17 protein-coding genes and 1 tRNA gene are annotated in these 17,352 nt (G+C 52.6%); 5 read left to right on the top strand and 13 right to left on the bottom strand.

Features of this window, described 5'->3' with window-relative positions:
* Positions 1-27: 27 nt before the first annotated feature.
* The 6 genes from DPO_RS01940 to DPO_RS01915 all read right to left on the bottom strand — a co-directional run bounded on the left by DPO_RS01940 (position 28) and on the right by DPO_RS01915 (position 4,461).
* Positions 28-114 (bottom strand) — tRNA-Leu (locus DPO_RS01940).
* A 78-nt stretch (positions 115-192) separates the two neighbouring features.
* Entirely contained in the window at positions 193-873 is a 681-nt protein-coding gene (locus DPO_RS01935; protein ID WP_006963929.1) for an L-threonylcarbamoyladenylate synthase, read from the bottom strand.
* Complete coding sequence (gene purD / locus DPO_RS01930; RefSeq protein WP_006963928.1) at positions 866-2,629, bottom strand: phosphoribosylamine--glycine ligase; 1,764 nt, start codon at positions 2,627-2,629, stop codon at positions 866-868. The genes DPO_RS01935 and purD overlap by 8 nt, the downstream gene beginning before the upstream one ends.
* Positions 2,626-3,585, bottom strand: a complete 960-nt coding sequence (locus DPO_RS01925; RefSeq protein ID WP_006963927.1) for a D-alanine--D-alanine ligase family protein — start codon at positions 3,583-3,585, stop codon at positions 2,626-2,628. The genes purD and DPO_RS01925 overlap by 4 nt, the downstream gene beginning before the upstream one ends.
* Before the next feature lie 10 nt (positions 3,586-3,595).
* Positions 3,596-4,096 carry a hypothetical protein gene (locus DPO_RS01920; RefSeq protein WP_006963926.1) on the bottom strand — a complete coding sequence of 167 codons (501 nt, stop codon included), beginning with the start codon at positions 4,094-4,096 and terminating at the stop codon, positions 3,596-3,598.
* Entirely contained in the window at positions 4,093-4,461 is a 369-nt protein-coding gene (locus DPO_RS01915; protein ID WP_006963925.1) for a DnaJ family domain-containing protein, read from the bottom strand. The genes DPO_RS01920 and DPO_RS01915 overlap by 4 nt, the downstream gene beginning before the upstream one ends.
* 225 nt (positions 4,462-4,686) lie before the next feature.
* Between DPO_RS01915 and fusA the strand changes: the two genes are divergently transcribed.
* Positions 4,687-6,720, top strand: coding sequence for an elongation factor G (fusA, locus tag DPO_RS01910; protein ID WP_006963924.1), 2,034 nt, complete (start codon positions 4,687-4,689; stop codon positions 6,718-6,720).
* A gap of 8 nt (positions 6,721-6,728) precedes the next feature.
* Here the strand turns inward: fusA and DPO_RS01905 are convergent, their stop codons facing one another.
* The 6 genes from DPO_RS01905 to DPO_RS01880 form a co-directional block, all read right to left on the bottom strand.
* The gene (locus DPO_RS01905) at positions 6,729-8,138 is read right to left on the bottom strand and encodes a M48 family metallopeptidase (RefSeq protein WP_006963923.1); all 1,410 of its coding nucleotides are present in this window, start codon (positions 8,136-8,138) and stop codon (positions 6,729-6,731) included.
* A gap of 78 nt (positions 8,139-8,216) precedes the next feature.
* The gene (locus tag DPO_RS01900; protein WP_006963922.1) at positions 8,217-9,137 is read right to left on the bottom strand and encodes an ABC transporter permease; all 921 of its coding nucleotides are present in this window, start codon (positions 9,135-9,137) and stop codon (positions 8,217-8,219) included.
* A gap of 11 nt (positions 9,138-9,148) precedes the next feature.
* Positions 9,149-10,228 carry an ABC transporter permease gene (locus DPO_RS01895; RefSeq protein WP_006963921.1) on the bottom strand — a complete coding sequence of 360 codons (1,080 nt, stop codon included), beginning with the start codon at positions 10,226-10,228 and terminating at the stop codon, positions 9,149-9,151.
* A gap of 24 nt (positions 10,229-10,252) precedes the next feature.
* Positions 10,253-11,767 (bottom strand): ABC transporter ATP-binding protein, encoded by a 1,515-nt coding sequence (locus DPO_RS01890; protein ID WP_040011396.1) that lies wholly within the window; start codon positions 11,765-11,767, stop codon positions 10,253-10,255.
* A 57-nt stretch (positions 11,768-11,824) separates the two neighbouring features.
* Positions 11,825-12,985 (bottom strand): BMP family ABC transporter substrate-binding protein, encoded by a 1,161-nt coding sequence (locus DPO_RS01885; protein WP_006963919.1) that lies wholly within the window; start codon positions 12,983-12,985, stop codon positions 11,825-11,827.
* 98 nt (positions 12,986-13,083) lie between these two features.
* Positions 13,084-13,971: an alpha/beta hydrolase gene (locus tag DPO_RS01880; protein ID WP_006963918.1), complete on the bottom strand. Its 888-nt coding sequence runs from the start codon at positions 13,969-13,971 to the stop codon at positions 13,084-13,086.
* Between the two features lie 288 nt (positions 13,972-14,259).
* Between DPO_RS01880 and DPO_RS01875 the strand changes: the two genes are divergently transcribed.
* From DPO_RS01875 to DPO_RS01860, 4 genes are read left to right on the top strand one after another with little or no spacing between them, the layout of a single operon-like run.
* The gene (locus DPO_RS01875; RefSeq protein WP_024333620.1) at positions 14,260-14,490 is read left to right on the top strand and encodes a ribbon-helix-helix domain-containing protein; all 231 of its coding nucleotides are present in this window, start codon (positions 14,260-14,262) and stop codon (positions 14,488-14,490) included.
* A complete protein-coding gene (locus tag DPO_RS01870) occupies positions 14,487-14,834 on the top strand; it encodes a type II toxin-antitoxin system PemK/MazF family toxin (protein WP_006963916.1) in 348 nt (115 codons plus the stop codon). The genes DPO_RS01875 and DPO_RS01870 overlap by 4 nt, the downstream gene beginning before the upstream one ends.
* Positions 14,835-14,892: 58 nt before the next feature.
* Complete coding sequence (locus tag DPO_RS01865; RefSeq protein WP_006963915.1) at positions 14,893-15,081, top strand: hypothetical protein; 189 nt, start codon at positions 14,893-14,895, stop codon at positions 15,079-15,081.
* Positions 15,082-15,096: 15 nt separating this feature from the next.
* The gene (locus DPO_RS01860) at positions 15,097-15,999 is read left to right on the top strand and encodes a restriction endonuclease (protein ID WP_006963914.1); all 903 of its coding nucleotides are present in this window, start codon (positions 15,097-15,099) and stop codon (positions 15,997-15,999) included.
* 184 nt (positions 16,000-16,183) lie between these two features.
* Here the strand turns inward: DPO_RS01860 and DPO_RS01855 are convergent, their stop codons facing one another.
* Positions 16,184-17,317 carry a DUF362 domain-containing protein gene (locus DPO_RS01855; RefSeq protein WP_006963913.1) on the bottom strand — a complete coding sequence of 378 codons (1,134 nt, stop codon included), beginning with the start codon at positions 17,315-17,317 and terminating at the stop codon, positions 16,184-16,186.
* Positions 17,318-17,352: the final 35 nt, after the last annotated feature.

Raw genomic sequence — 17,352 nt, 5'->3', positions numbered from 1 at the left:
AGAATTCAGATTTCAGTTGGTTGAGTGTGGTGCCGGAGGCGAGACTTGAACTCGCACACCCTTGCGGGCGGAGGATTTTGAGTCCTCTGCGTCTACCAATTCCACCACCCCGGCACGAAGCTATTTAAATAATGAAAAAAAACTGGTTTGTCAATCAATTTTCAATCCCGTGCCGGGCAAACCGGAGAAATTTCAGGATGCCAGTACCTGCCGGATCGAATCAAAGGGAATTCTCCCCTGCCGGATTATCCGGGGAGGATCACAGGTGACATCCAGGATGGTGGAGCCGGTGCCGCCTCTTAAGGGGCCGGCATCCAGGACCAGATCCGCAGCCCGGATCAGGTCCTGGGGCAGGTTTTTGATTCGGCTGCATCCCGGGGCACCGGACCGGTTGGCACTGGTACCGGTGATAGGGCGGCCTGCGGCTTTGACCAGAGCCCGGGCCACAGGATGAGACGGGATCCGGACCCCGATTTTACCGGTACCGGCCGTGAGCAGATCACTGACACGGGGTGCGGCCTCGAAAATCAGGGTCAGGCCCCCGGGCCAGAAAGCCTGCATCAGTCTTTGGGCCGCATCCGGAATATGGGTCACCAGTTCTTCCAGATCCTTGGGACTGTGGATCAGGATCAGGAGGGGATTGGTTTCAGGCCGGTGCTTGATGTGAAATATTTTTTGGATGGCCGAAGAATCCCGGGCATCTGCAGCCAGACCATACAGGCACTGGGTGGGAAAAACCACCACGCCCTGGTTTTGGATCAATGCCGCCGCCCGGTGAATGGTTTGGGGTGCCGGGTGATCCGGATCGATCCGGATCACCCCCAACGGGTTGTTCAGCCGGGCTTCAGGCCCCGGCGTGGATGGGTCAGGCAAAAGACGCAGCCTTTTTCTGTACTTTGGCAGCCATGTCTTTTTTGAATGCAATCAGTTTTTCCGCCACAGCCGGATCGGACAGCCCGATGATCTGGGCTGCGAAAATGCCGGCATTATGGGCCCCGGACTTGCCGATGGCCATGGTGGACACGGGGATGCCCGGCGGCATCTGCACGGTGGCCAGCAATGCGTCCAGCCCCTGGAGGGCCGAGGAATCAATGGGCACCCCCAGCACGGGCAGGGTGGTGTGAGCCGCGATCACACCGGCCAGGTGGGCCGCATGTCCGGCCCCGCAGATCAGGACCTGGACCCCGTCTTCGCGGGCTTGGAATGCCAGCCGGGCGGCCTGGTCCGGGGTTCGGTGGGCCGAAGCCACGGTCACGTAATAGGGAATATCAAACTGCTTTAAAATGGCCAGGGCTTTTTCCATGACACCAAAATCGGAATCCGATCCCATGATCACCCCGACTTTGGGCGGGATGGACAATCGTTTCACGGCTTTGGCACCAATATCTTTGCGATAAAAATGATCGGTAAAAGAAATTTTTTCACAGGCTTCATAAGCGGTGTCAATGGCCTGCTGAACCGTGTCGCCCAGGCTGGTGACCCCTAAAACCCGGCCACCCGAGGTGATCACTGAGTCGCCGTCCATGGCCGTGCCGGCATGAAACACCATGGTGTCTTTGATCTCATTGGCCGCAGCCAGGCCGGAGATGGCATGGCCTTTTTCATAGGCCCCCGGATATCCGCCCGCAGACACCACCACGCATACAGCGGCCCGGGGGTCGATTTCCACGGCATGCTGGTGCAGGGTCCCGTTGCAGCAGGCTTCCATCAGGGGCACCAGATCGTTTTTCAGGCGCATGAGAATGGGCTGGGTTTCCGGGTCCCCCAGCCGGGTGTTGAATTCCAGGACCTTGATTTTGTCTTTGTCCACCATGAGTCCGGCATAGAGCACGCCCTTGAACGGGGTGCCTTCCTTTGCCATGCCCTGGACCGCGGGAATCATCACCTCTTTCATGGCTTTGGTGCGCAGCATGTGATCCAGGACCGGGGCTGGAGAATACGCACCCATGCCGCCGGTGTTGGGGCCTTCGTCATTGTCTAAGGCCCGTTTGTGGTCCTGGGATTCGGGCAGAGGCAGCACGGTTTTGCCGTCGGTCAGCGCGATAAACGAGGCTTCCTCACCTTTTAGACACTCTTCCACCACCACGGTGGCACCGGCATCTCCGAACCGGTTTTCCGTGATCATCTCCTCAATAGCCTGATCCGCCTGTTCCAGGGTGTCACAGATGATCACCCCTTTGCCGGCGGCCAGGCCGTCGGCCTTGATCACGCAGGGGGCGCCCAGAAACCGGGCATAGGCTTTGGCCTTGGCAGGATCAGTAAACGCCTTTCCTCTGGCACAGGGGATGTTGTACTTGTTCATGTGGTTTTTAGAAAACACCTTGCTGCCTTCCAGCTGTGCTGCGGCTTTGCTGGGACCGAACACGGCCAGGCCTTTTGCCTCGAACGCATCGGCAATTCCTTTCACCAGGGGGCCTTCCGGTCCCACCACGGTCAGATCGATCTCATTTTTTTCAGCAAACTCTGCCAGGGCCTGGATATCTTCGGCATCAATGGGAACGGGTTCTGCCAGATGCCGGGTGCCGGCATTGCCGGGGGCGCAAAAAATTTTTTCAACCACGGGGCTCTGGCTGATTTTCCATACCAGGGTGTGTTCGCGGCCGCCGCCGCCTATGACAAGTATTTTCATTGACCTCTCCTTTTGGTTTTATTTTTGTGTTCTTCCATGGCCAGTTGAATCAGGGTGTCCAGCAGTCGGGAAAACGAATATCCGGCTTCGGCCGCTGACTGGGGATACAGGCTGGTGGCCGTCATACCGGGGATGGTGTTGGTTTCCAGGACAAACAGGTCATTGCCGGCAAGCATCATGTCCGTGCGGGAATAGCCTTTGAGAAAAAGGGCCTGGTGGGATCGGACCGCCAGTTCCTGGACCCGGCGGGTAAGATCATCATCAATGCGGGCCGGGCAGATCTCTTCGGTCTCTCCGGCCACATATTTGGCGTTGAAATCAAAATATTCATGGCCCTGGCCGGGAATGATTTCAATCACGGGCAGGGCTTTCGGATCATCATTGCCCAGGACCCCGCAGGTCAGCTCCACCCCGCTGATATAGCTTTCCACAATCAGGGTGTCATCATGGGCAAATCCTTCCTGAATGGCCCGGTCCATGTCCGCTTCTTTTTTGACAATGGTCATGCCCACGCTGGATCCGGCACACGCGGGCTTCACCACCATGGGCAGGCCTAAGTCCCGGATCAGTTGGGGAATGTCCGCGGCATCATTGGCCGTCAGGGAGCAAAAATCCGGGGTGGGGATATCCGCTTTCTGATACAGGCGCTTGGACAGCAGTTTGTTCATGGCCACGGCCGATCCCAGAACCCCGGCCCCCTGGTAGGGGATGTCCAGCAGATCCAGCAGGCCCTGGACTGTGCCGTCTTCTCCGAACGGGCCGTGGAGAATGATCAGGGCCGCATCGATGTCAGGGGCATCCATGACCAGCTGTTTGAGATCGGTTTTGGGATCATACCGCACAATATCGTATTTTTGTTTGTCCAGTGCCTCAAACACCTGGTTGCCGCTGTTCAACGACACGGAGCGTTCCGAAGAGATGCCGCCGGCCAGCAGGGCGAGTCTGATTTTTTTCATTCGCGTTTCCTTATCCCTGGATAATGGATTGTCTTGCCTGATCAAATTCCTCTTTGGTGATCAAATCTTTTTCGTATAATGCATTCAGCTGATTCATTTTGCGTTCTGCCTTGTCCGTGTCCGTTTCAATCAAACGGGTCTCCGGAGGAAGATCGTCCGGCTCAGGATACGTCAAAAGACGACGGGTGTCTTCCCCATTGGATTTGACTTTAAAAGATGCCAGACCGCCCATGAAACTGATTTCCACATTTCGATGCTTCAACTGCTCATTGGATAAAATATCCTGAATCTGTGCAGATTTTTTACGCATCTGGCGGATCACAAGCCATACGCAAAGGGCCACCAGCAGGCCGGCACCTGCCATGATCCAGGGCAGATACTCAAAAAAACCCTTGATCAGGACCACAAAGACGGCAATGCCTGCCAGCAGCACCACATGGAACAGCAAAATAAAGTAGGCGATGAATATATTTTTAAACACCCCTTCTTTGTCGCTTTTATTTAACTTCATGATAACTTTCTGATAATATTTTCCTGGTATTTGTCTGTGATCAGCGGCGATATGCCGCCCCGGAGAAAATCAAGTTTGGTTAACAGGTAATTGAGTTTTTTTGTGATCTCCCGGTGCTGGGCCGATGCGGCATCCGTTGCTTGAAGCAGCAGTTCAGCCTGGGTGATTTTTTTCTTCAATTCAATTTCAGGGGGCAGATACCCCGCATTTTTCAACATTTTATAGGCCAGACGGCAGTCATCTGACGCCGGGTGGGCCGGTTCCAGAACAAAGGGTTTGCCTTTGCCCGCCAGATTATCAAACGCGCCTTTTTTCTGGGCGGTTTTGATTCTTTCTTCCACAATTTTCTCAAATCCGGGAAGCATCCGGGTCATATCCTTAACTATAAAAATTTTAAATTATGGTTTCTAATGGTTCCGGGATATCCAAGATTGTCTGGTTTGGTTAAGAAGGTTAATTTTATTAAACCATCCCGGTTTTTGCAAGCTATTTTCTTGACAGTGCCCGGGCAATACTGTATCAAATACCATTTGATTTGCCGCCGTTGCCGGCACAATTTCACAATTATTCAAAGATATCGATATATAACAATGACGCAGAAAAAGACCCTAACAAAGATCAGAAATATTGGCATCATGGCCCACATCGATGCGGGCAAGACCACTGTGACGGAACGAATCCTGTACTATACCGGAAAATCCCACAAGATCGGTGAAGTCCACGATGGCGAAGCGGTCATGGACTGGATGCAGGATGAACAGGAACGGGGGATCACCATCTCCTCGGCCGTGACCACCTGCCAGTGGGAGCAGTCCACTATCCAGATCATCGATACGCCGGGGCATGTGGATTTTACCGTGGAAGTGGAACGGGCCCTGCGGGTGCTGGACGGCGCCATTGGTGTGTTCTGTGCCGTGGGCGGCGTGGAGCCCCAGTCGGAGACCGTGTGGCGCCAGGCGGACCGGTACCGGGTTCCCCGAATGGCGTTTATCAATAAAATGGACCGCACAGGCGCGGATTTTTTCGGGGCTGTGGCGTCCATCAAGGAAAAACTGGGGGCCCATCCCGTGCTGCTTCAGGTTCCCATGGGCGCGGAAGATCAGTTTGACGGGGTGATCGATCTCATCGACATGAAACAGATCCGTTGGGATGATGAAAGCCTGGGCGCCACATACGTGGTGGATGAGATCCCTTCAGAATATGCGGACCTGGCCATGGAATACAGAGAAAAACTTTTGGAGTCGGTTTCCGAAGAAGATGATGCCATCATGGAAAAATACCTGGGAGAAGAGGAAATTACCCGGGCCGACCTGATCGCTGCCGTCCGGAAAGCCACCATCAACCACAAACTGGTGCCTGTGCTGTGCGGCAGTGCATTGAAAAACAAAGGCATTCAGCCGTTGCTCAATGCCATCGCGCATTTTCTACCCAGTCCCCTGGATGTGCCTCCGGTGCGGGGCATCCATCCTGAAACCGGAGATCCCCTTGATTTTCCCCCGGAAAAAAACGGTCCCCTGGCAGCCTTGATTTTTAAGGTTTCCATGATCGAAGGCAGAAAACTGTCTTTTGCCAGAATCTATTCCGGGAAAATCGAAGCCGGGTCGGACGTGTACAACCCCGTGCTCAAGAAAAAGGAAAAATTGTCCCGGATTCTCTTGATGCACGCCAACAAGCGGGAACGTCTCAAAGAAGCGTCTGCCGGGGATATCGTGGGCATTGTGGGATTAAAGGATTCCGGAACCGGTGATACCTTGTGCTCGGTGGATCACCCCGTGTTTCTTGAAAAAATGAAATACGAAGATCCGGTGATTTCCATTGCCATCGAACCCAAAACCCATGCGGATCAGGAAAAACTGGACATGGTCCTTGAAAAATTCACCATCGAGGACCCGACCCTCAAGGTGTCCAAAGATGAAGAAACGGGCCAGACGATTCTGTCGGGTATGGGAGAACTGCATCTGGAGATCATTATTTCAAGGATGCGCAAGGAGTTCAACACCCAGGTGAATGTGGGCAATCCCCAGGTGGTATACCGGGAGGTGGTCACAGCGCCGGCCACGGGTGAGGCCGTGTTTGACCGGGAGATTTCCGGCAAATCCCATTACGCCAAGGTCCGGATTCAGCTCAAACCCCTGGACCGGGGAACCGGCGTTCTTTTCAGGAACAAGGCCCCTGAAACCCAGATTCCGCCTCAGTTTGTGTCCGGCATTGAGCAGGGGATCCGGGAAAGTCTGGAAGGCGGGTATCTCAAGGGGTATCCGCTGGTGGATGCGGAAATCGTTCTGCTGGGCGGGGCGTTTGAGGAAGGCAAGTCCACGGAACTGGGATTTTCAGTGTGTGGGTCCATGGCCTGCAAAGAGGCGTTGGAAAGTGCATCCCTGGCGCTTCTTGAACCGATTATGCAGGTGGAGGTGTTTGTGCCGGACACCTATATGGGAGATGCCATTGCCGATCTCAATTCCCGGGGGGGGAAAGTGGAATCCATTGCCCCGAAAGCCAATATCCAGATCATCCATGCCGTGGTGCCTTTGGCCAAAATGTTCGGATATTCCACGGCCCTGCGTTCCGCCACCCAGGGCCGGGGGACATTCAGCATGAAATTCGACCGGTTCGACCGGGTGTGATGAGGGTGTCAGGACGGGCGTTTGCCGGAGGAGATCCGTTTTAAGCGTTCTTCTGCGGCGGTCTTTGTATCCGGATCATCCAATCCCTGGTCTATCGCCCGTTTCAGATGGCGGGTCGCATTTTTTGAATCCTGTACCAGATCATAATAGATCCCCAAATAATAGTGGGACAGGGCAATCCTGTTTTTTTTGGACATGATGGCACCCAGGTGATAATAGGCCCTGGGAAAAGATTTCGGGGATGTCTCGATGACCCGGGTCAGGTTCTGTTCGGCAGACGGCACATCCCCGGATTCCAGCTGGGCCACGGCCAGATAGTACCGGGCCCAAGTTCCCAGAACCGGATCGGACTGGATTCCCGGCAGGATATTCATGGCTTTGTCATACTGGCCGTCAAGGGCGTAGATGCGGCCTAAATCCAGAAGAATCAGCGGGTCCATGAGATTGAACGAAAGGGCTTTCTGCAGCTGGACAATGGCTTGATCCCGCCGGTTTTCCCTGGCATACAACAGGCCCAGCCCATAATACAGTGCCGGGTTGGAAGCATCCTGGGAAATTCGGGATTCAATGGTTTTAATACTGTCGGCAACGGGTTCGTACAACCCGATAATCCGGTATTTGACCATATCGTAGTTATAGGTGACAGGGGAGGTATTCTTTGCCGGGGGGGCATGGGTGTAATCCGAGAGCAGCGCGGACAGATGGGCGATGCGTGACCCCGTGCCGGGATGGGTTTTGAAATAATCCGGAATACCTTCGACACCCATGTAATCCGTTGCCCTTAGTTCATTGAGACTGTCCAGCAGTCCTTTTGGAGAAAAGCAGGTTTGCTGGAGCATGGTAAAGGCTTTCTGGTCGGCTTCGGTTTCATTTTCCCGGGTATAGGTGAGCATGGATGAATATCCGGCAGCCATGGATCCCATGGTCAGGGCCTGGGCCGCTTCTCCGCCGCCGCCGGCCGAGCCCACGATAATGCCGGCCACCACCCCGGCCAGGGTACCGATATTCACCAGTTTGGACCGGTCAATGGATTGGGACACATGCCGGCTGACGGCATGGGCGATTTCATGGGCCAGAATCCCGGCCAGTTCATCCGTGCTGGAAAGGGCCGTGATCAATCCCCGGTGCACAAAGATGTTCGCTCCGGGGCTGGCAAAGGCATTGAATGTGCCGTCATTGATGAGAAAAAAAGAAAAATTAAAAGGCTGGGGCGGCAGCTGTGCCAATATATGCCGCCCGATTTCATTGATCAGATGATTGGCCGCGGGATCATCTAAAATGACCTGCTGCTGGTGAATCATCTCCATGAATTCATCCGCCAGTTCCAGTTCATCCGGTATGGAGATGGCAGATGCCGGTGCGGGTAAAAAAGTCATCATCATAAAAAAAATGGCTGTTATTGCACGGATGCGTTTCATAAAAACAGGGTGCCTGATTTCTGGTTGAAGGGTTATGGTATGATAATTATCATAAAAAACCAAAAATCAAAATAAATATCATCGCTCGCCTCTTTTATACGGCGTGGAAAGCATGGCAGGGGCATTGAGTTTTCTGGGATCTTTCAGGCTGATGAGCAAAAGAATCAACAATGTGGCGATATAAGGCAGCATGGCTAAAAAATTCGGCGATATCCCCAAAGGCTGCATCAGATACTGGGCCACGAAAATCCCACCAAACAGAAATGCGGCCCAGATGGCCCGGCCCGGGTTCCACAACGCGAAAATGGTCAGGGCAATGGCAATCCAGCCCCTTCCTGCGGTCATGCCTTCGATCCAGGATTTGGAATAGGAAATGGACAGATGGGCTCCGGCCAGCGCGGAAAAACCGCCGCCGATGATCACGGACAGATACCGGATCAGAAATACGTTCACCCCCTGGGTTTCCGTGGCTTTGGGATTTTCTCCCGTGGACCGGATCTGAATGCCCAGCCGGGTTCTTTCCAGCAGAAACCAGGCCCCTAATGCCAGTGCAATGGCCAGGAAAAAAAACGGACTCTGACTGAACACGGCCTTGCCGATATAAGGAATATCCGACAGAACGGGGATGGTGATATTTTCCATTTTGATGGTTAAAGGTTTTCCCACATAAGGTTTTCCCACCATGCCGGACAGGCCCAGTCCCAGCATGGTCAACGCCAGGCCCGACACCACCTGGTTGGCCTGAAGCGTTACCGATGCCACGGCATGGATGATGGAAATGACCATGCCCGCGACCAGTGCCGCCAGCACCCCCAGCCAGGGGGACCCCGTGGTCATGGTGACAATGAAGGCGGTGACGGCGCCTAAGGCCATGACACCTTCCACGCCCAGGTTGAGGATCCCGCTTCGTTCACAGATGATTTCCCCGGTGGTGGCTAAAAGCAGCGGTGTGCCCGCCACCAGGGTGCGCTGAAGTGTTGATATGATGATCTCTTCCATGGTCGGGGTTCCTATGGGGTTGAAAAGGTGATGGAAATTTTATGGTTCAGAAAATAATCGCCCATGATCAGAAAAATCAATAGAGTGCCGTTGACGATGTCCACGGTGGCGGCGGGCAGTCCTAAAGAAATCTGGATGGCATCGCCCCCCACCAGAATTCCCGCAAAAAACAGGCCGGATAAAACGGTATACAATGGATTGAGTTTGGCCAGCCATGCCACGATGATGGCGGTGAACCCATATCCTGATGACATGGAATCCGGATACCCTAAGTATTGATGAATGCCGGCGACCTCCCCCACACCGGCCATGCCGGCCAGTCCGCCGGAGATGGCCATGAGGACCAGGGTGGTTTTCAGAAAATCGATACCCGCATATTTGCCGGCTTCCGGATTTTCTCCCACCACCCGGGCTTCATATCCGAACCGGGTCCAGTAAATGATCATGGTCAGAATAGCGGCACAGGCCAGGGCCAGAATCAGTGTGACATAGTGGATCCGGGATCCGGGAATCACACTGAGGATCGCTGCCTCCGGCAGGGAATCCGTGCCGGGAAATCCGAACCGGGTGCTCCCTTTCCAGGGGCCGACAATGAGCATGGTCAGGATGTGGGCACAGATATAATTGAGCATCAGCGTGGAGATCACTTCGTTGATGGCATATTTGATTTTTAAAATGGCCGGAATGATGCCCCACAGCGCACCGCCCAGAAAACCGGCGGCAAACATCAGCGGAATAATGCCCCATGAAGGCAGGGTGTCTCCAAAGGCCAGACCGGTCCAGGTGGCAAAGATCGCCCCCATGAGCAACTGGCCTTCGGCCCCGATATTCCAGAACTTGGCCCGGAAGGCCAGGGTCAGGCCGGCGCCGATGAGTATCAAGGGAATGGCTTTGGTGACGGTTTCCTTGAACCCGTAGACAGAACCGAACGATCCCTGGAAAATTTCTGAAATGGCGAACAGCGGATTGACCCCGGCAATCATGAAAATAATGCTGATGACCCCAAGTCCTGCGGCCAAAGATAAGATATTGGTCATCACGACCCGCCAGCGGGTGATCCGGTATCTGTCTGTGGATGTGACATGTATCATGGGATAACTCTGTTAAAATTAAAATCAGAACCGTTTGGATCCGGCCATCATCAGGCCGATATCACACAGACGATCATCATGGGAATCAAAAATGCCCATGAATTCACCGGCAAAAAGCACACCGATCCGGTCGCAAAGCTCAAAAATTTCTTCCAGATCTTCGGAAAACAGCAGGATGCTGCTGCCCTGGCTGCGCAGTCTGAGCAGATGCTGGCGTAAAAATTCCGTGGCCCCCACATCCAGGCCGTAAGTGGGGTGGGATGCCACCAGCAGCTGGGGCTGTTCGCTGATTTCCCGTCCTAGGATCAGTTTCTGGATATTGCCGCCGGACAGGTTTCTGATCTGACTGTTAATGGAAGGGGTGGACACGTTGAATGCCGTCACAAGATTCCGGGTGTGATCCTTGATATATTGGTATCTGAGAAAATGTCCCCGGGAAAATTTTTTTAAGTGATGCTGTTTCAAGATGGCATTGTCATACAGAAACAGACCCGGGGCAATGCCGAACCGGATGCGTTCTTCAGGAACATGGGAGATCCCCTGGTCGTATATTTTGCGCGGAGACAGGTTGGTGATATTTTTGCCGTTGATGCGCACCTGCCCTTTGTCGATTTTTCGGATCCCTGTGATGGCTTCCGCCAGTTCCCGCTGCCCGTTTCCGGCCACACCGGCAATGCCGAAGATTTCATTTTCATACAGATCAAAACTGATGCCCTTCACCGCCGGCAGCCCCATGTCTCCGGTCACATGAATCCGGGATGCCCGCAGCACGGGGTTGCCCCGGGTCAGGGTTTCTCGGTTGATGTTAAACACCACATCCCGGCCGACCATCATCCGGGCCAGGGTTTTTTTATCGGTTTTTGGGGTGTCTGCCCCGCCCACGATCCGGCCCTTTTGAAGCACAGTGACCCGGTCGCAGATGGTCATGATTTCATCGAGTTTATGGGAAATGAAAATCACACAATGCCCGTCCTGTTTCATGCGCCGCAAAATGGTGATCAGTTCTTCAATTTCCTTGGGCGTCAACACGGAAGTCGGTTCATCTAAAATCAACAGGTCTGCGCCGTTGAGCAGGGCTTTGATGATTTCCACGCGTTGCTGTTCTCCGGCGGACAGCTGCCAGATTTTTTTATTCAGATCAATGGTGAAATCAAATTGCCGGGAAAACTGCTGGATTTTTTCCCGAAGTTTGATTTTCGGGAAAAAAAACGGGGTATCTTTATATGCCAGGGCAATGTTTTCAATGACCGAGTGGTTCTGAATGAGCATGAAATGCTGGTGAACCATGCCGATGCCGTGGAGAATCGAGTCCAGAGGGGTGGTGAACTGCACGGATTGCCCGTTGATTCGGATCTGCCCCGCATCCGGCTGGTAAAGCCCGTAAAGGATATTCATCAGCGTGGTCTTGCCGGCGCCGTTTTCTCCTAACAGACCCAGAATCTCTCCGGATGCCACAGACAGGTGAATGTCTTTGTTGGCAGATATGCCGTGAAAGGATTTGCTGATGCCATCCATTTCAAGGCGCTGTATTTTTTTCATAAGAGTGCAGGTAAGGCCGGCCCGAATTTGCAGGTCCGGCCGGCCTTAAGATTGGAATTATTGGGGGATGGTGCCTTCTACATTGTCCACATAATACATGATGCTCAACAGATCGTCTTTGGAGGCGCGTTCTCCTGCCGGAATCTGAAGATTGCCTTTGTTGTCGGAGATGGGCCCGACAAACGGGTCAAATACATCCACACCCTGTTTCATCTGGTCATAGCGTGTCATCACCAGATCATACGCGGAAATTTCACCGAATTCTTCGGTCTGGACCATGGCCTGTTTCAGGTCATCCACAAATTTGGGGTTGACGGGATCGGTCTCATTGCCCCCCAAAATGGCAGCCCCTTCCTTTGCCAGCCACCAGACATCTTCATTGGTCCAGTTGCCGGCCTGGATATCTTCCAGGATTTTGACATACATCCCGCCCCAGTTCATGAACTGGCCGGATACCACGGAATCCTCACCATAAGGCTGCATGGCGGAATAATGGCTGAAGGTATAAATCTGTTTGCCTTTTTCCGTGTGTTCCTGGCCCACTTCAATGACGGCAGGGGTGTCTTCGGTAAACGCCAGGGTGTCACATCCTTCGGCAATCAGGGACTCGGCCGCTTCTCTGGCTTTGTCCGGCCCATACCAGGCATAGATCCATTTGACATGAACTTTGGCTTCCGGGTTGACTGCTTTAATCCCTAAGGCATAGGCATCGATGTGCCGGATCAGTTCAGGAATGGGAAATGCCGCCACATACCCGATTTTGTTGGTTTGGGTCAACGCCCCGGCCATGATTCCGTTCAGGTAGTACATCTGGTAAAGATCCCCGAAATAGGTGCCCACGTTTTCCGATCGCTTGAACCCGGAGCAGTGCATGAAAATTTTGTCCGGATAGCGTTCTCCGGCCTTGACGGTGGAATCCATAAACCCGAAGCTGTTTGTGAATACCACATCGCATTTCTGCTGCTGGACCAGGCGGTCAATGATCCGGTCACTGTCCGCTTCCGACACGGATTCCACATATACGGTTTCCAGCCAGTCCAGTTTTTCTTCGGCAAATTTCCGGCCCAGATCATGGGCATGGGAAAAGCCGTAATCTCCCACCGGCCCCACATAGATAAATCCGGCTTTGATCTTTTTGTCTTCCGCGCCAACAGTATTTGCTGAAAAGCCCAGCATCGCAATGGAACAGATCAGCAGTAACAGGGTCCACTTTTTCATCCCGGGTCACTCCTTTTTTAAAGTTTAATAATTTTAAATGTCAGGTGGTTAATAAATTATATACAGCAGAGGATAATACGCGATTTAATGGATATCAGTCAACCTTTATCAACCAGATAGCGATTAATGAAAGATTTGACCGTCGGGCCGTATTCTTTTGTTTTGCTGGCATCGCTGTGGCCGGCGTTTTTGGCAATATAGCAGGCTACCTTTTCATGAACAAAACTGTGTTTAAGTGTCATGGCAAAGGATAAGGGAAACCGATGGTCTTTTTCCCCGTGAATGAGCATGACCGGCATGCGGATGCGCCGTGCCACCCGGGCCGGGCTGTAGGCTTCAGTGGCACCCCGGTACAGAATGCGCATCCATTGCACAATTGCCGGGCCGAACAATTTGCCGAAAACCGGACTGAACCACCGGTACAAGCTCAACAGGGCCTCTTTTGTATGGGCATAGGAAGCTTCCAGAAACAGCAGCCGCACCATGGACGGATGCCGGGCCGCAGCAATGATGGCACCGGCGGATCCGGCGGAATGGCCGTACAGAAGCACGGGTTCATTTACCCATTGGATGACCGATTCAATATCTTGGGCAAACCGCACCGCGTTCATGCATTGTCTGGAACTGGAATTGCCATGGCCCCGGGCGCTGTGGATCACGGTGGTAAATCCCCATCGGGCAAAGATTTTTGCCCGTTTCACCATCCGGTCCCGGTTTCTACCCCAGCCATGGGCAAACACCACAATGCCCCGGGACGGACCTTTGGGGTCGATGCGCCATACCTCCAGATATCCGCCGTCAATGGCCGGTATCCGGATGTCGGTAACCGTTCCCCACCGGGGCGGATCCGTGACCGGGTTTCTGGGAATCTGCTGCACCAGCCAGGTCAGAAACAACGTGGCGGTCACATAGATCAGAGCCACACCTGTCAGAATATACAGCAGGTTCATCACATACGGCAGCAAGGTGGTATCCGGCACATCCATCGGGCAGTTCCTTTTATCGGGTTTGACAGCAACCCCGGCATTATGCCAGACATGGAGATGATTATCCAGTATGGGATAAAATATCTGCCATTGGATCGTGAGTAAAAGAAAATAACGTCAGGTGAGCATGGATGCCGCCCCCGATGGGAGCACCTTACTGCCGGCCAGGAATCCACAAGGTGGCTCCGACAGTCCGTCAGCAAGGCACCCCCATCGGGGGCTACTGTCGTGCATGGGGGGCATTATTTTCAATTGACACCAGGGTATATGTGGCGGTATAAAAGTGGTATGAAAACCAAGACATCCATTACATTATCCCAGGACATATTGCGGGCCATTGATGCGCATATGGGAGCCTACAGAAGCCGGTCGGATTTTATAGAAACAGCGGCCCGTGTTTTTATTGAGCATCTTGAAAAAAAAGAGGCAGAGCTGCGTGACCTTGAAATTATCAATAAACATGCAGATGCGCTCAATCATGAGGCGGAGGATGTGCTGGGTTATCAGGTCCCTATATGAGACGGGGTGATCTATACAGAATCAGACGTCCTTCATCCCGGGATCCAAAAAAATATCGATCTTTTGTTGTGGTAAGCCGTCAGATTCTGATTGAATCCAGGTTCTCGACAGTGATCTGTGCCCCTGTTTACACTTCTTATGACGGCCTTTCAACTCAGGTGCCTGTCGGCATTGACGAAGGCCTTAAACACGACAGCGCCATTCATTGCGATGAGCTGATCAGCATACCAAAATCCCTGTTAATACACTTTATCGGCAAATTGTCTCTTAAAAAACTGGAACTTCTGGAACAGGCACTAAAAGCAGCACTTCAGATCAACGGGGCATATGAGATTGATGGATGATAACGGTTTTAAAAAGTTGATCGGCCGGTGTGATTATCTGAAGAAAAGGAGAAAGTAAATGGCACAATCCAATTGCAGTACCTGCCGGTTCCGCAAAAAATATGATGACAACCCGGCATCCCTGCTCGGGCGGTTATGGCGGTGGCACACAAACTGGTGCCCCGGCTGGAAAAGATATATGACAACACTTTCTGAAAAAGAACGAAAGATCATTGCAAACAGATATGACATGCCAAAATTCAAATGATAAGGAATAAATCCGATGGCAGTTCCCAAATTTCAGGAAATTATGCTTCCCATGCTCAATCTTGCTGCAGATGAAAGAGTGTGGGCACTTGTCGATGCACGGGAGGAACTCGCCAAACATTTTCATCTCACCATGGAAGAACAGGAAGAACTGTTACCCAGTGGGCGGCAATCACGTTTTGCCAACAGGGTTGCCTGGGCGAAAGTTTATCTTCAACGGGGTGGTTTGCTTTCATCTCCGGAACGGGCACACTTTCAGATTACAAAACGGGGAAAAGATGTGCTTGCAAACCCACCCGAAGAAATATCCATCAATTTCTTGAGCCAATATCCTGAATTTCAAGACTTCAGAAACCGATCGCTTAAACAAGATAATACCGAAATCGAAAATGAAAACGATTCAGACACACCGGAAGAAATTTTGGAGTCTGCCTATATTACGATACGCAAAAGCCTTGTTTCAGATATTCTGGATCGTGTAAAGTCATGCAGTCCCCGGTTTTTTGAATACCTGGTTGTAGACCTGCTTCTGAAAATGGGATATGGCCGTGCGGGGGGTGGTACTGGTGAATGTGTTGGCCAGTCTGGGGATGAAGGTATAGATGGCATTATTTCAGAAGACAGGCTTGGGCTTGAGATGGTTTATTTGCAGGCCAAACGATGGGAAGGGACCGTTGGTCGTCCTGAAATACAGAAGTTTGTTGGTGCTCTGCATGGCCGCAGAGCACGGAAAGGCGTTTTTATCACCACGGGTTTATTTTCTCCCGAGGCTAAGGCTTATGTTCAAAACATCGATCCGAAGGTCGCTCTCGTGGATGGCAGACAGATGGCGGAGTATATGATTGATTTCGGTCTTGGTGTCTCTCTGGCAGAGTCTTATGAGGTGAAGAAAATTGATTCCGACTATTTTGAAGAGTAAGGGGTATCACCGTTCTGGTTGTGTTCCCCCCATGCTTTATAAGTCGAAAGATCATGTTAAGCTGCGAGCCCCGGGGTGGTGTCCTTTTCTCGGACTGTCAGAACTGTGTTCTCTGTCCGAGAAAAGGACACCACCCCGGGGCGGGTCGAAGCAGCCTGATGGAATAGTATGACGGATCACTTTCTCATGATTTCTTATACGCCAGGGTCTTGAGCTTGACCAGCTTGTAATCCCGGGTCCCCAGTCCGATCTCTTCCGCATAAGCCAGCTGATGGGACCAGTCCACATCCGGATACAGGCCTTTGAACTTGTCCTCCCCCGGGGCCAGGCAGGTCTTTAACTCAGTATGGGGCAGGCCCGGCTGCTGGTTTACCAGATCCACGCTGGCTTGGTCAATGGCCACGGGATCCAGGGATGCCACCACCCCGATATTGCTGACAATGGGGGATTCCGTGTAGGACAGGCAGTCGCATTTGGGGGCGATGTCCGTGATGAAATTGATGAACAGGCATTTACCGGGCTTGTTTTTCACGATTCCATAGGTATATTCCACCATTTTTTCCATGAACACCGGAATAGTCTGGTTCCAGTTGATGTTAATGGACCCCGTGGGACACCGGACAATGCATTCCGCACACCCGATGCACTTTTCTTTTGTGATATAGGCTTTCTTGTCTTCCAGAAAAATCGCTTCCCCCGGGCAGTGGGCCGCGCATTCCCCGCATCCGATACAGGTCTTTCGCTTGATTTTAGGCGATACATTGGAGTGCTGGTCCAGTTTGCCTCGGCGCGAAGCTGATCCCATACCGATGTTTTTGATGGTGCCACCGAATCCGCTCAGTTCATGACCTTTGAAATGGGCCACAGAAATCAGGGCACCGGCCTGCATGATTTCGGACCCGATATACACCTGTTCACAGTTTTTCAGTTTTACAGGCACCGGGGTTTCACTTTTGCCCAGCAGGCCGTCGGCAATGATGATGGGCGCGTTGTCCATGGACGAATAGGAAAAGCCGTTTTCAATGGCGGTTTTGATATGGGACACGGCATTGGACCGGGTGCCTACGTACAGGGTGTTGGCATCGGTCAGAAACGGCTGTGCACCCGTCGTTCGGATGGTTTCGATGATTTTCCGGATAAAGACCGGCCGGATATAGGCGGTATTGCCCTGCTCGCCAAAATGAAGCTTGACCGCTGTGTGATCATTTTTGTCCAATATGTTTTTTATTCCGGCTTTTTTTAAGAGCCGGCCCAGTTTTCCGGGCAGGTTTTCCCGGGATGTGGCAGTCAGATCCATGAAAAAAACGTCAGCTGGCATACAATCCTCCTTGGATTTGGTTTTTAAATGGTCAT

The sequence above is a fragment of the Desulfotignum phosphitoxidans DSM 13687 genome, from assembly GCF_000350545.1.
Taxonomy (GTDB): domain Bacteria; phylum Desulfobacterota; class Desulfobacteria; order Desulfobacterales; family Desulfobacteraceae; genus Desulfotignum; species Desulfotignum phosphitoxidans.
Note: the sequence above shows the minus strand (reverse complement) of the source record. Positions and strands in the feature narration are given on the sequence as shown.

Bases quoted from the DNA above. Each gene is read 5' to 3' on its own strand.
- purD (WP_006963928.1), bottom strand. From the start codon at position 2,629: ATGAAAATACTTGTCATAGGCGGCGGCGGCCGCGAACACACCCTGGTA.
- DPO_RS01925 (WP_006963927.1), bottom strand. From the start codon at position 3,585: ATGAAAAAAATCAGACTCGCCCTGCTGGCCGGCGGCATCTCTTCGGAA.
- DPO_RS01920 (WP_006963926.1), bottom strand. From the start codon at position 4,096: ATGAAGTTAAATAAAAGCGACAAAGAAGGGGTGTTTAAAAATATATTC.
- DPO_RS01915 (WP_006963925.1), bottom strand. From the start codon at position 4,461: ATGCTTCCCGGATTTGAGAAAATTGTGGAAGAAAGAATCAAAACCGCC.
- fusA (WP_006963924.1), top strand. From the start codon at position 4,687: ATGACGCAGAAAAAGACCCTAACAAAGATCAGAAATATTGGCATCATG.
- DPO_RS01905 (WP_006963923.1), bottom strand. From the start codon at position 8,138: ATGAAACGCATCCGTGCAATAACAGCCATTTTTTTTATGATGATGACT.
- DPO_RS01900 (WP_006963922.1), bottom strand. From the start codon at position 9,137: ATGGAAGAGATCATCATATCAACACTTCAGCGCACCCTGGTGGCGGGC.
- DPO_RS01895 (WP_006963921.1), bottom strand. From the start codon at position 10,228: ATGATACATGTCACATCCACAGACAGATACCGGATCACCCGCTGGCGG.
- DPO_RS01890 (WP_040011396.1), bottom strand. From the start codon at position 11,767: ATGAAAAAAATACAGCGCCTTGAAATGGATGGCATCAGCAAATCCTTT.
- DPO_RS01885 (WP_006963919.1), bottom strand. From the start codon at position 12,985: ATGAAAAAGTGGACCCTGTTACTGCTGATCTGTTCCATTGCGATGCTG.
- DPO_RS01880 (WP_006963918.1), bottom strand. From the start codon at position 13,971: ATGGATGTGCCGGATACCACCTTGCTGCCGTATGTGATGAACCTGCTG.
- DPO_RS01875 (WP_024333620.1), top strand. From the start codon at position 14,260: ATGAAAACCAAGACATCCATTACATTATCCCAGGACATATTGCGGGCC.
- DPO_RS01870 (WP_006963916.1), top strand. From the start codon at position 14,487: ATGAGACGGGGTGATCTATACAGAATCAGACGTCCTTCATCCCGGGAT.
- DPO_RS01865 (WP_006963915.1), top strand. From the start codon at position 14,893: ATGGCACAATCCAATTGCAGTACCTGCCGGTTCCGCAAAAAATATGAT.
- DPO_RS01860 (WP_006963914.1), top strand. From the start codon at position 15,097: ATGGCAGTTCCCAAATTTCAGGAAATTATGCTTCCCATGCTCAATCTT.
- DPO_RS01855 (WP_006963913.1), bottom strand. From the start codon at position 17,317: ATGCCAGCTGACGTTTTTTTCATGGATCTGACTGCCACATCCCGGGAA.